The following is a 12,257-nucleotide window of genomic DNA, read 5'->3' as shown; positions in this document are numbered from 1 at the left end:
GCCCTGGCGGTCAGTCCCGCCGCCGTGCCACCTCGACCGCGATCCCGACGCGCGAGCTGAGCCCGAGCTTGCGCAGGATCTGGGAGACGTGGGTCTGCACGGTGCGGGGCGAGACGAACAGTCGGCGCGCGGTCTCCGGGTTGGTGCATCCCTGCGCGACGAGTTCGGCGACCCGGCGCTGGGTCGGGGTGAGGGAGTCCCAGCCGGAGACGGGCCGCCCGCGCGGCCCCTTGACGCCCGTCCGCAGTCCCTCGGTGCGCAACGCGGCCGAGGCGCGGCGGAGTTCACCGGAGGCCGCGAGGAGGGTGTAGCCGTCCAGAGCGGCCGTGAACGGGGCGCGGGCCTCGTCGATTCTGCCCTGTTCCGCGAGCAGCCGTGCCGCGTCCTCGCCCGCCCAGGCGGCCGTGAGGTGAAGCCCGGACGCGAGCAACTGCGCCTGTGCGGCGCGTAGTTCATCAGGGTTCTCGTCGAGCAGTGCCTGACAGTACGCGACGGTGGCCCGTTCGGCCTCGGTGGCCACCGCCGCGTTCTCCCGCGCCGTACGGATGAGTACGCCCGCGAGGTCACGGTCACCGGCGGACAGGCACAGCCGTACGAGGGCGGCGGCCACGGCGGGGACCGAATGCCGGGGCAGTGGGTCGCGGCCGTCGCCGAGCAGTCCGCGGATCAGGGTGAGGGCTTCGGCGGTGCGGCCGTCCGCCTCGGCGAGCAGGGCGTCGGTGAGGGCGGGGATGCCCTCGTAGAAGACGGCCACCCCGCGCAGCGTGGCGCGCGCCGCGTCCGCCGCCGCCGTCTGGCGGCGGAAGGACTCCAGGTCGCCCTGGCGCAGGCCGAGTTGGGCCGCGAGTCCGTACAGCGGACGGGCCATGCCGTACAACTCCGGCCGCTCCAGGGCGGTTTCGAGCCGGGCACGCGCACGGTTCCACTGTCCGGAGTTGGCGGTGACCAGGGCCGCCTCCATCTCGAACCAGGACAGCCACAGTCCGCCGAGCCGCCGGGCGAGCGGCTCGGCCTCCTCGACCAGAGCGAGCGCGTCGGCCTCGGCGTCCGAACAGACCAGTCGCAGCAGGCGGTTGAGCACGGTGAGCCCCGGATCGGACAGCTCGCGCTCCAGCAGATCACGCGCCTGCGCCAACTCTCGTACAGCCGCGGGCTCGTCGCGTTCCAGATAACTGTGGACGGCACGCGCGTGCAGGGCGTGCGCCAGCGTCCGCGGATCGTCGCTGTCCGCCGCGCGCGCGATCAGGTCCGCCGCGCCGGACAGGTCACCCGCCATCGTCCGGCACAACGCGGCCGGGCCCAGAAGCCGTTCGTCGTACGCGAGCCGCGGCTCCAGTACGGCGAGGGCACCCTCGGCATCGGCCACGGTCACCCGCGCCATGGCCACCGTGATCCGCAACTCCGCGGCCTCGCGCACCCGTAGCGCCGAGCGCGCCTCGCGCTCGGCCTCCTCGGTGCGGCCGGACCACAGCAACGCGTCGGCGAGCGCGGCCCGCACCGAGGTGGCCTCGTCCAGGGTGTGCGCGGGCTGTACGGGCGAGCGGGTCAGCAGCCGTACGGCGACTTCCGGATCGGCGGCCGCGAGCAGCCGTGCGTGACGGACGATCCAGCGGCGCGCCGGTGCGCCGAGCGGCGCCGGGTCCCGGTCGAGCAGTCCGCCGATGCGTGCGGGCCCGGCCGGACCGGCGGACAGGGAAAGGGCGTTGAGCTGCCCGAACAGCGGCCCGTACACCTCCCGGAGCCCGACCGCGAGCAACTCCGGCACCACCGCGAGGCCCCGTCCGTGCGGCGCCAGCAACTCCTGCGCCATCAACTCGGTGGCCCACCGCAGCACTTCGGCCTCGGTCCGCCCCAGAGCGGCGGCGAGCTCGTCCACCTCACTACCGGCGCCGAGCAGCGCCACCGTACGCAGCAGGGCGGCACCGGCGTCGGGCAACTGCCGCACCAGGCGCAGGGCGCAGGCGGGGAGGTCTCCGGAGGTGGCGGCGAGAAGGTAGCGGGGGTTACCGCCGGAGTCGGCGACCGCCTCAACTGCCGTCATAGGCACTGCTGTTGTGCTGGGTGACTGCGTTGAGCAGGCGCGACCGAGTGCTTCGACGTACTCCGGCTCAAGCCCACCGAGCGTCCGGGCCCCCGCTCCGTCCAGGACGGGCGCGAGCCGGGCGTGACCGGTGCGAGCAGTGGCCACCAGGAGTACGGGACTCGCGGCGAAACGGCCCAGGAGCAGGTGCAGTACGCGCAGGGAGTCGTCGTCGGCGTGGTGCAGGTCGTCCAACAGCACGGCGACGGGCCCGAGTTGGCACCAGGTGTCGAAGAGTGCGGTGGCGGCGGCGAGGAGGCCGAATCCATCGGCGATCGGCTCGACGACGGCGGCAACCATCCGCCGACAAGCGGGAGTTGTCTCGTACGTGCCCGCCAGCGTGGCCAGCGAAAGCCCGTGGTGCAGCGGAGCCCCGGCGCCGCGCAGTACCCGCAGCCCCTCGGCGGCCACCACCTCGTCCAGCGCGTCGAGCAACCGGGTCCTGCCGATGCCGGGCGGCCCGGTGAACAGTACGAACCCGCCCCGGCCCGCGACCGCACAACGGGCGGCGTCGCGGACGGCGTCGACCTCCGCCACCCGCCCCACCAGGTCCTCAGCCACCAGGTCCTCAGCCACCCGTCACCGCTCCCGGTCCTGCCCTTCGGCCGAATCCTTCACGTAGCGCGGTCCGTGCCGTCCGCTGTGGTGCGGGCCGCCCGGCTGCCCGCCGCGACACCGGGACCCCCCGGCCGGGCGGTGCCGCGACGAGCAGCCGGACAGGCTCTCGGTCAGCCGGTGAACTGCGCGATGATGCCCTGCTGTACTTCCTTGTTGGTGAGGGTGCCGACGTGGTCGGTGTCCTCCTTGGTCCAGTGGTTCTCGGCGCCGTTCAGCGCGATGGACTCCGGCGGGGTGATCGTGGTGTCACCGTGCGAGGCCCAGGTCTCGTAGTCGGTCGAACCGGGCGTCTCGTCGCCCTCGTTGAGCTTCTTGAGGAAGTCGGAGCCGGGCGCCATCTGCGGGCAGACCGTGGTGTCGCCGGTCAGCCAGCAGAAGTTGGCCAGCGAGGTGCCGTGGTTGGGTCCGGCGACGCTGGCGAAGTGCGCGACCTTGTCGGTCCCGGAGAGGTTCTTGAGGTAGTAGCGGGAGCTGAGACTGCCCATCGAGAAGCCGACCAGGTCGACCTTGGCCGCTCCGCTCGCGGCGAGAATCCGGTCCACCTCCGTCTTGAGCTGCTCCGCGGTCTGCTCGTTCTTCTGGGTGTCGGGGAAGTCGAGGGAGTGCAGGTCGCTCTCGGCGTAACCGCCGTCCAGGAAGGACTGCTTGATCGCGCCGATGTCGGCGGCGGTGCCACCATAGCCGTGCACGAAGACCACCGGGTTGCGGTCGGCCGCGGCCTTCTCGGTTCTCTCGGCAGCGCTCGCGCTCGTCAGCGGGAGCGAGGCGACGGCGGCGGCCGTCGCGACGGCGAGTACAAGAACATGACGCTTCACGGGGAACTCCTCCGAGTGGGGATCGGCAGGCGCCCTGTCGGGGCCGGGCCCCAGATTCAGCTCTCCTTCATCCGGAAACATCCGCCGATCGGCGGACCACTCGGACGCGCCCCTGCCCGGTACGGCAGCACCAACAGGGCCGTTCGCCACTTAACGAGACAAATAATTTGCAGCACTCATTATCTGCACGCCCCGCCGGAAACCGGAAGAGCGACCAGAAGAGCGATCGGAGGAAGAGGCAGAAGGGAGGGGGAGGCAGGGAGGAGGGGGAGACGAGAGAACGACAAGGAGGACGAAGGAAGCTGAAAGGGGCGGCGGGGCCGGACCCTCACCCCCCGCGAACCTCGTCGAACGCGCGCGGCAGCGCCTGACCGTCGGCGAGCTTGCGCAGGGAGGTGTGCAGCTCTTCGCGCTCGGCGCGGGCGAGTTCGGCGAAGGCGAGGTCGTCCACCTCGGCCAGGAGTTCGTTGGCGCTGGCGACGACGGTACGGCCCGGGTCGGCTAGCTCAACGACATAGCGCCGCCGGTCCTGCGGATCGCGGACCCGGCGCGCGTAACCGGCCTTCTCCAGGGTGTCCAGTGTGCTGACCATGGTGGCGGCGTCGATGCGCAGATAGGCGCCGAGGTCGAGCTGGGACATGGAGCCGTTGTCGGCGAGCGCCTGGAGCACGCTGTAGTGGCGCACCCGCAGCCCCAGCGAGGACAGCCGTTCGTCACTGATCCGGAAGACGACCTGGCCGAGCTTCAGGAGCAGGCAGCCGGTGTGTGTCGCCACGGTCCCGGGCACCAGCGGCGCCGCGTCCGCATCCGTCGGCTGCGGCATCGGTTCTCCTGTGCGTGAGGCGGTGGCTGACACCTCATGGTAGAGGGCCCTCACCAGCCCCCACAGGGCAGGCGACCTGCACTCTTCCGCTTCCCGGTGCATGGATCGACAGCCCCGCCCGGACCTTCCGAAATTGATCCGATGAATAAGTCAGGGACTATTCGGAAGAAAGAGCTCAGATACGAGAAATCACCCCCACAGAGTGGCAGTTCTCGAATCAGTCACGTCACACCCCAGCCACATACATGTGATGTTTCTCTTGACAGAGGCGCAGGAGTGGACTGCACTACATGCCAATCCCCGGTCGCACCGGCCTCACCGGCCCCGTACGTCCTCCCACCTCGCACACCCGCCCCCGCGGCTTGCTCCGCTGCGGCACTCCCCGCCTCCACCGTCCCGCTCCTCCCGCACCCGAAGGGCGCCCACGTCATGAACCACCACCTCCCCGCGCTCCCCCCGGCCGACGACAGCACCGGCGGCCTCTCCCGGCGCGGCGTACTGCGCGCCGGTGCCGCGGTCGGCTCCCTTCTCGCGCTCGCCTCGCTGCCGGAGTTCACCGCCGCGGCGGCGGCGCGGCCCGCACCGGCGGAGCTCGTACCGGAAGGCGAGGCGGCGACACTCTGGTACCGCGCGCCGGCCAAGGAGGACCGGATCCTGGAGGAGGGCCTCCCGATCGGCAACGGACGACTCGGCGCCCTGTCCTCCGGCGATCCGGCCCGCGACGCACTGATCCTCACCGATGCGACGCTGTGGACCGGGCACGCCAACGCCAAGCTCCAGTCGGACGGCCAATTCCCTTACGGAACTGAGGACTTCGGCACCTTCGGCATGCTGGCCAAGGCCCATCTGGAGATACCCGACCACGCCCTCTCGGGGATCTCCGACTACCGCCGCACCCTCGACCTGAGCAACGGCCTGGTGACGGCGTCGTACAAGAAGGGCGGGGCGACGTACCGGCGTGAGGTGTTCTCCAGCCACCCGGACGACGTGATCGTCGTGCGGCTCTCGCAGAGCGGCGGCGGTACGTACACGGGGTCGCTGACGCTGTCCGGCACCAGGAGCGAGCAGGTGACCTCCGACGCCGGGGCCGCCGAGGTCTCGTTCGCGGCCGCGCTGCCCAACTCCCTGAAGTACGCGACCCTGTTGAAGGCCGTGGGCAAGGGTGGCAAGGTGTCCGCGTCCGGCGCGAAGGTCACCTTCAGCAAGTGTTCCGAGGTCGTCCTGATCCTCTCCGGCGGCACCAACTACAAGGCCGACCACTCCACCGAGTACAAGGACCCGGCGCTCGTACCACTGACCGTCGCCCGTACCAAGGCGGCCCGCGCGGCCGGGAGTTCCGGTGAGCGTCTCGTCGGCACCCATGTCGCCGACTACCAGCGCCTCGAGCAGCGCATGACGCTGGACCTCGGTGAGTCCAGCGCCGCGCAGCGCGCCCTGGACACCCCGGCCCGGCTCACCGCCCGCGCCGCCGCCGACGCCTCCCCCGACCCGGAACTGGAGGCCTCGTACCTCCTCTTCGGCCGCTATCTGACCATCTGTGGCTCGCGCGACAGCCTGCCCACCAACCTCCAGGGCCTGTGGGTGGACTCCAACTCCCCGGACTGGATGGCGGATTACCACACCGACATCAATGTCCAGATGAACTACTGGCTGCCCGACCGCGCGGGCCTGCCGGAGTGCTTCGACTCGTTCACGGACTACTGCCTCGCTCAGCTGCCCGGCTGGACCGCCACCACCCGGGACCTCTTCCAGGACAGCCGCAACCGCTTCCGCAACACCTCGGGCAAGGTGGCGGGCTGGACACTGGCCATCTCCACCAACATCTGGGGCGGCAACGGCTGGTGGTGGCACCCGGCGGGCAACGCCTGGCTCGCCAACTCCCTCTACGAGCACTACGAGTTCAGCCAGGACAAGGCGCACCTGGACCGCATCTACCCGCTCCTGAAGGGTGCCTGCGAGTTCTGGCAGTCGCGGCTGCTCACCAAGACGGTGACCGACGCCTCGGGCGCCACCCGCGAGGTTCTCGTCGACGACCACGACTGGTCCCCCGAGCACGGTCCGCAGGACGCGCGGGGCATCACCTACGCACAGGAGCTCGTCTGGCAGCTCTTCCAGAACTACCGTACGGCGGCCGGGATTCTGGGCAAGGACGCCGCGTACGCCACCACCGTGACCGGGTTGCAGAAGAAGCTCTACCTGCCCGAGGTCAGCGCGAAGAGCGGCTGGCTGGAGGAGTGGATGAGCGACGACAACCTCGGCGAGACCACCCACCGCCATCTCTCCGCGCACATGGGCCTGTTCCCCGGCGACCGCGTCAACCTCCAGGACTCCCCCGCCACGCTCATCGCCGGCGCCACCCGGCTCCTCGAAGCGCGCGGCATGGACAGTTTCGGCTGGGCCACCGCGTGGCGGGCCCTGTGCTGGGCCCACCTGAAGCACGCGGACCGGGCCTACCGTCTCGTCCTCAACGTGCTGAAGCCGTCCGTGAACTTCAGCAACGGAAGCGCCCCCAACCTCTTCGACATGTACAGCTTCGGCAACCGCTCCACCTTCCAGATCGACGCCAACTACGGCACGTCCGCAGCCATGTTGGAGATGCTCGCCCAATCCCGCCCCGGCCGCGTCGAGTTGCTGCCCGCTCTGCCGGGCGCCTGGGCCAAGTCGGGCTCGGTCACCGGCCTCGGCCTGCGCGGCGGCTTCACCCTGGACCTCGCCTGGCAGGACGGCCGGATCACCCGCGCCGTGCTGCGCGGCCGTGCGGGTGCCAAGACGACCGTCGTCCACGGCGACTGGAGCCAGCAGGTCACCCTCCCCGCCTCCGGCTCGGCGACCCTCGAACCTCCCGCGCAGCACACCGTGTTCCAACTCCTCAACCGCAAGTCGGGCCGGGCGATCGACGTGCCCAACGCCTCGACCGCTCAGGGCACCGGACTCATCCAGTACACGCCCAGCTCCGCCGTCAACCAGCGCTTCCGCTTCATCCCGGTGGGCGAGGGACTGTACGAGATCTGGACCACCCACGGCGGCACCCAGCTCGTCTGGGACGTGAGCGGCGGCGACAGCGCCGAGGGCGCGAAGATCGTCCAGTGGGCCCCGAAGCACACCTCCAACCAGCAGTGGCGCATCGCCGACGCGGGCGACGGCTACGTGACGATCACCTGTGCCCGCAGCGGTAAGGCGCTCGGTGTCACGGGGGACGCCACGAACAACGGAGCGACGCTGGAGCAGCAGACGCCCAACTGGGGGCAGGGGCAGCAGTGGCGGCGCATCGGTAAGTAGTACCGCGGAAGCGACGCGGCAGAAGTAACGCTGCGGGACGAACAGTGAGTGGGTGAGTGCCCCGTCCGGCGGGCGATTCGCGCCCCGGCTCAGTGCCCCGGCCTCCACCCTGCGGTGGAGGCCGGGGCACTGCTGCACCCGTGGGCCGAGCAAGCTCCACCCGTGGGCAGAGAGAAAAGTTCCACCCCTGAGCCGAAGCGGCACTCCTGACTGCGCACCTAGATTTCTGGGTGTCGGGACCGACCGGTTCCGATGACGGGACCGGCGGTCTCGGAGGCGGGATCAGCCGGTTCCGGAGACGGGATCAGCCGGTCTCGATTGCCGGATCGGCCGGTCTCGATTACCGGATCAGCCGGTCAGGGATACGGAACCGCATTCGCTCGAACGGGGAGAGCACATCGTGAAGCGCACGTCCTACGCCGCAGTGGCGTCCACCGGCTTGCTGGCCCTCGGGCTGCTCGCCGCCCCTGCCGTCGCCCCAGCCGTCGCCTCGGCAGCCGACCACGGGAGCCGGGAGACATCCTCCCGGTCGGCCACCGCCGCGACCGCCATCGCCGACCGCCCCGACGGCGCCAAGATGTACAAGTCCGGCTCGGGCAACCTCTACGCCCGGGAGAGCAACCACTGGGACGTGCTGTATTACAACTGCGGGGGGTGCTGACCTGACACAGTCGGGAAGCCGAGAAGTGGACGCCCCGGGGGAGCGCCCACCTCTCCCCCTTCCTCTTCCTCTTTCTCTTCGCCGTCCCTCAACCGGCCCGCAATGCGGCCAGTTGCTCCGCGAAGGGAACGACCTCGCCCAAGAAGGCCTGTTCCGGTCCCGGCGCCGGAGGCACCGGCTCGGGTATGTCGGGTACGTCCCCGTCGGGTGCCGCGCCACTCGGCCGCGCACCGTCTGACGGTGCTCCGGCTTCCGTCGCTACGACCCCCGTCGCCGCTGCCGCCCCTCGCTCACGCTGTCCGGGCTCGGCCCCCGACAGCGCGGTCAGGGAGGCGAGTTCGCGGCCCGCGCGGTCGATGCGTTCCTCCAGGCCGTCGGCGCCCCAGTCCTGCGAGGCCGCGTAGACGGCGGTGGGCGCGACGACGGTGCGCAGGTGTGCGAAGAGCGGGCGCATCGCGTGCTCCAGTACCAGGGAGTGGCGAGGTGTCCCGCCGGTCGCCGCGATCAGGACCGGCTTTCCGGTGAGGGACTCCGGGTCGAGGACGTCGAAGAAGGACTTGAACAGCCCGCTGTAGGAGGCGGAGAACACAGGGGTCACGGCGATCAGACCGTCCGCTCCCGTCACCGACTCGACGGCTGCGGCGAGCTTGGGCCCCGGGAAACCGGTGAGCAGGTTGTGGGCGATCTCCACGGCGAGGTCACGCAGTTCGATCACCTCAACAGTGAACTCGCCCCGCCCTGCTGCCCGTTGGCCGTGCTCCACGACCGCACCGGCCAGCCGGTCACCGAGCAGCCGCGTGGACGAGGGGGAACCAAGGCCCGCGGACACCACGACGATCCGGGTCGCGGCGATGCCGCCATGGGTGGGGGTCGTCATGCGCTGCTCACTCCCTCGCTGCCGGTCGGCTTGTCGTCGGATCCAGTGGCCGTGGCCGCGCCCGCCGTGGCCTGCTTGCGGTGGGCCTCGTCGAGCAGTGCGGCGTGCGTCGGTGCCTCGGGGACGTCGGCGGGGCGGTCCTTGGCGAACTCCTTGCGCAGGACCGGGACGACCTCCTCGCCGAGCAGGTCGAGCTGTTCCAGGACGGTCTTCAGGGGCAGGCCCGCGTGGTCCACGAGGAAGAGCTGGCGCTGGTAGTCGCCCGCGTAGTCGCGGAAGGACAGCGTCTTCTCGATGACCTGCTGCGGCGAGCCGACGGTCAGCGGCGTCTGCGCGGAGAAGTCCTCCAGGGAGGGGCCACCGCCGTACACGGGCGCGCGGTCGAAGTAGGGCCGGAACTCCCGTACCGCTTCCTGGGAGTTGCGCCGCATGAAGACCTGGCCGCCGAGGCCGACGATGGCCTGCTCGGGGGTGCCGTGGCCGTAGTGGGCGTAGCGCTCCCGGTAGAGGCGGACCATCTGGGCGGTGTGTTCCTTGGGCCAGAAGATGTTGTTGTGGAAGAAGCCGTCACCGTAGTAGGCGGCCTGTTCGGCGATCTCCGGGGAGCGGATGGAGCCGTGCCAGACGAACGGGGGTACGCCGTCGAGCGGGCGCGGTGTCGAGGTGAACGACTGGAGCGGCGTACGGAACTTGCCCTGCCAGGTGACGACGTCCTCCCTCCACAGCTGGTGCAGGAGCGCGTAGTTCTCGACGGCGAGCTGGATGCCGTCGCGGATGTCCTTGCCGAACCAGGGGTAGACCGGGCCGGTGTTGCCGCGGCCCAGCATGACGTCCACCCGGCCGTCCGCGAGGTGCTGGAGCATCGCGAAGTCCTCGGCGATCTTCACCGGGTCGTTCGTGGTGATCAGCGTCGTGGAGGTGGACAGGATGAGGTTCTCGGTCCGGGCCGCGATCCAGCCGAGCATGGTGGTGGGCGAGGAGGGGACGAAGGGCGGGTTGTGGTGCTCGCCGGTCGCGAAGACGTCGAGCCCGACCTCCTCGGCCTTCTGGGCGATCGCCACCATGGACTTGATGCGCTCGTGCTCGCTCACGGTGCGCCCGGTGGCCGGATCCTGCGTGACGTCACCGACGGTGAAGATCCCGAACTGCATACGGCTCACCCTCCAGGTTGTTTACGATTCAACTATACCCCTGGAACCGAGCCGCTCCCCCGCCTATTCCAGCCCCTCCCGCATGGTCCTCTTCTCCTCCTCTCAGCCTGCCTCAGCGGCGCCCCGTCCGGCTCCAGTGCGGGTCACGGCCGGTCTCGGCGAGCAGCTCGTCCCACTCGGTGGCGTTGGCGGGGGCGGAGACGGCCGGTCCGAAGGCGCCCATGCTGCGTGCGGTCGGCCCGAAGTCGGCCACCGCGGCGCGCAGCTCCCGTACCACTCCGAGACCGCCCGGATCCGGAACGTAGCGCTGGTCGGTGGCGCGGGCGAGATCCCAGCCGTGCACGGACAGATCGAGCAGCGCCATACAGCCGACCGTACGGGCGGGCATCGCCAGCGAACCCGTGGTCCCCTCCTCGGCGCCGGGCACCGACCACGCGGCCACGAGCCCCTCGCACTCCCTGCCGAACCGGGCCCGCCACTCCGGGTCCTCGGCGAGGTAGTCGGGTGTGGCGGAGAAGTCCGAGTCCTCCTTACGGGCGAGGAGCTGGAACTGCACCACCACGTGCAGCAGGTGGTTGACCAGGGCGCGCACGTCGTAGTCGGGGCAGGGCGTGGCCGCCCCGAGGTCCGCGTCGGCGATCCCGCGCACGACGGGCACGGCCTGACCGGCGGAGGCCGCGAGCAGGTCGGAGAGACCACGCCTCGGGGCACTGAAGGAGGGCATACGGGACGGCTCGGGCCGCTCGGAAGTCATGCCCCGACGGTACGAGCCGACGCACCGGAAGCCTTGAACAAACGCGACACCGCGACACCGCGCCGCTTCCCCGGGGTGTCCGGCCGCTTCCCCGGCGTCCGGCCCCGTCCCTGGCTGCCGGGCCGCCTCCGCCGTCAGGCTGCCGAGCCCGGCCAACCCGCTCCCCCGGCACCCCCTGCTTGCCCTTACCGGCGCCTGCCTGCCCTCACTTGCCGTGCATCACAGCGAAGATCATCACGAACGCGACGAGGTGGATGCCGAACAGGAAGTACGCCAGGTACCACCACACGTACCGCTCGTTGCGCTTCTCGTTCGCGCGCCGCAGTTCGTCCCGCCGGCCGGTCCGCTCGACCGGGTCGCCGTCGCCCGTACCGGGCACCGGCCCCGCGGCCCCGCTCGCCGCGTCCACTCGCTCGCTCGTGCTCACAACTCCCGGTGCACCTTGGTGTTGGAAGCCTGGGCGCGCGGGCGCAGGACGAGCAGGTCGATGTTCACGTGGGAGGGGCGGGCGACAGCCCAGGTGATCGTCTCGGCGACGTCCTCGGCGGTCAGCGGCTCGGCGACGCCCGCGTAGACCTTGTCGGCCTTGGCCTCGTCGCCGCCGAAGCGGGTCAGCGAGAACTCCTCGGTCTTCACCATGCCCGGCGCGACCTCGATGACCCGGACCGGCTGCCCGACGATCTCCAGGCGGAGCGTCTCGGCGAGTACGTGCTCGGCGTGCTTGGCGGCGGCATAACCCGCGCCGCCCTCGTACGTGGCGTGCCCGGCGGTGGAGGTGAGCACGACGACGGTGCCGTCGCCGCTCGCGGTCAGGGCGGGGAGCAGGCACTGGGTGACGTGCAGGGTGCCGAGCACGTTCGTCTCGTACATCCGCAGCCACTGCGCGGGGTCACCGGAGGCCACCGGGTCCGCGCCGAGGGCACCGCCCGCGTTGTTGACCAGGACGTGGCAGGCGCCGAGGGTGCTCGCGAAGGTCTCTACGGCCGCGCGGTCGGTGACGTCGAGCGGGTACGCGAGGGCCTGGTGCCCGGCGGCGGTCAGCTCGGCTGCGAGCGCCTCGATCCGGTCCTTGCGGCGGGCGGTGAGCACCACCCGGAACCCGGCGGCGGCGAGCTGCCGCGCGGTCGCGGCACCGATCCCGCTGCTCGCCCCGGTCACCACGGCGGTACGTGCGGCGGAGTCCTGCGCGAGAGTCATAC

General features: G+C 70.9%; 10 protein-coding genes. 2 read left to right on the top strand and 8 right to left on the bottom strand.

Features of this window, described 5'->3' with window-relative positions; all coding sequences use genetic code 11:
- Positions 1-10: 10 nt before the first annotated feature.
- The 3 genes from HUT18_RS20540 to HUT18_RS20530 all read right to left on the bottom strand — a co-directional run bounded on the left by HUT18_RS20540 (position 11) and on the right by HUT18_RS20530 (position 4,336).
- A complete protein-coding gene (locus HUT18_RS20540) occupies positions 11-2,656 on the bottom strand; it encodes a LuxR family transcriptional regulator (RefSeq protein WP_176102058.1) in 2,646 nt (881 codons plus the stop codon).
- A gap of 152 nt (positions 2,657-2,808) precedes the next feature.
- The gene (locus HUT18_RS20535; RefSeq protein WP_176102057.1) at positions 2,809-3,513 is read right to left on the bottom strand and encodes a triacylglycerol lipase; all 705 of its coding nucleotides are present in this window, start codon (positions 3,511-3,513) and stop codon (positions 2,809-2,811) included.
- 328 nt (positions 3,514-3,841) lie between these two features.
- Positions 3,842-4,336: a MarR family winged helix-turn-helix transcriptional regulator gene (locus HUT18_RS20530; protein ID WP_176102056.1), complete on the bottom strand. Its 495-nt coding sequence runs from the start codon at positions 4,334-4,336 to the stop codon at positions 3,842-3,844.
- A 429-nt stretch (positions 4,337-4,765) separates the two neighbouring features.
- On the opposite strand from HUT18_RS20530, the gene HUT18_RS20525 reads away from it, so the two are divergent.
- Positions 4,766-7,615, top strand: coding sequence for a glycoside hydrolase N-terminal domain-containing protein (locus tag HUT18_RS20525; protein ID WP_176102055.1), 2,850 nt, complete (start codon positions 4,766-4,768; stop codon positions 7,613-7,615).
- Positions 7,616-8,015: 400 nt separating this feature from the next.
- Entirely contained in the window at positions 8,016-8,276 is a 261-nt protein-coding gene (locus HUT18_RS20520) for a hypothetical protein (RefSeq protein WP_176096587.1), read from the top strand.
- A gap of 88 nt (positions 8,277-8,364) precedes the next feature.
- Here HUT18_RS20520 and HUT18_RS20515 read toward each other — a convergent pair whose 3' ends face one another.
- From HUT18_RS20515 to HUT18_RS20495, 5 genes are all read right to left on the bottom strand, one after another.
- The gene (locus HUT18_RS20515; protein WP_176102054.1) at positions 8,365-9,153 is read right to left on the bottom strand and encodes an FMN reductase; all 789 of its coding nucleotides are present in this window, start codon (positions 9,151-9,153) and stop codon (positions 8,365-8,367) included.
- Positions 9,150-10,304 carry an LLM class flavin-dependent oxidoreductase gene (locus HUT18_RS20510; protein WP_176102053.1) on the bottom strand — a complete coding sequence of 385 codons (1,155 nt, stop codon included), beginning with the start codon at positions 10,302-10,304 and terminating at the stop codon, positions 9,150-9,152. Before HUT18_RS20510 ends, HUT18_RS20515 begins: the two co-directional genes overlap by 4 nt.
- A 112-nt stretch (positions 10,305-10,416) precedes the next feature.
- Positions 10,417-11,058: a TIGR03086 family metal-binding protein gene (locus HUT18_RS20505; RefSeq protein ID WP_254878725.1), complete on the bottom strand. Its 642-nt coding sequence runs from the start codon at positions 11,056-11,058 to the stop codon at positions 10,417-10,419.
- Positions 11,059-11,263: 205 nt separating this feature from the next.
- Entirely contained in the window at positions 11,264-11,485 is a 222-nt protein-coding gene (locus HUT18_RS20500) for a hypothetical protein (RefSeq protein ID WP_176096585.1), read from the bottom strand.
- Positions 11,482-12,255 carry an SDR family NAD(P)-dependent oxidoreductase gene (locus tag HUT18_RS20495; protein ID WP_176102052.1) on the bottom strand — a complete coding sequence of 258 codons (774 nt, stop codon included), beginning with the start codon at positions 12,253-12,255 and terminating at the stop codon, positions 11,482-11,484. The genes HUT18_RS20500 and HUT18_RS20495 overlap by 4 nt, the downstream gene beginning before the upstream one ends.
- Positions 12,256-12,257 lie beyond the last annotated feature (2 nt).

The organism is Streptomyces sp. NA04227 (genome assembly GCF_013364195.1).
In the GTDB taxonomy this organism is placed as follows: domain Bacteria; phylum Actinomycetota; class Actinomycetes; order Streptomycetales; family Streptomycetaceae; genus Streptomyces.
Note: the sequence above shows the minus strand (reverse complement) of the source record. Positions and strands in the feature narration are given on the sequence as shown.

Coding starts and splice junctions, on each gene's coding strand:
- HUT18_RS20525 (WP_176102055.1), top strand. CDS start 4,766: ATGAACCACCACCTCCCCGCGCTCCCCCCGGCCGACGACAGCACCGGC.
- HUT18_RS20530 (WP_176102056.1), bottom strand. CDS start 4,336: ATGCCGCAGCCGACGGATGCGGACGCGGCGCCGCTGGTGCCCGGGACC.
- HUT18_RS20515 (WP_176102054.1), bottom strand. CDS start 9,153: ATGACGACCCCCACCCATGGCGGCATCGCCGCGACCCGGATCGTCGTG.
- HUT18_RS20510 (WP_176102053.1), bottom strand. CDS start 10,304: ATGCAGTTCGGGATCTTCACCGTCGGTGACGTCACGCAGGATCCGGCC.
- HUT18_RS20495 (WP_176102052.1), bottom strand. CDS start 12,255: ATGACTCTCGCGCAGGACTCCGCCGCACGTACCGCCGTGGTGACCGGG.
- HUT18_RS20505 (WP_254878725.1), bottom strand. CDS start 11,058: ATGACTTCCGAGCGGCCCGAGCCGTCCCGTATGCCCTCCTTCAGTGCC.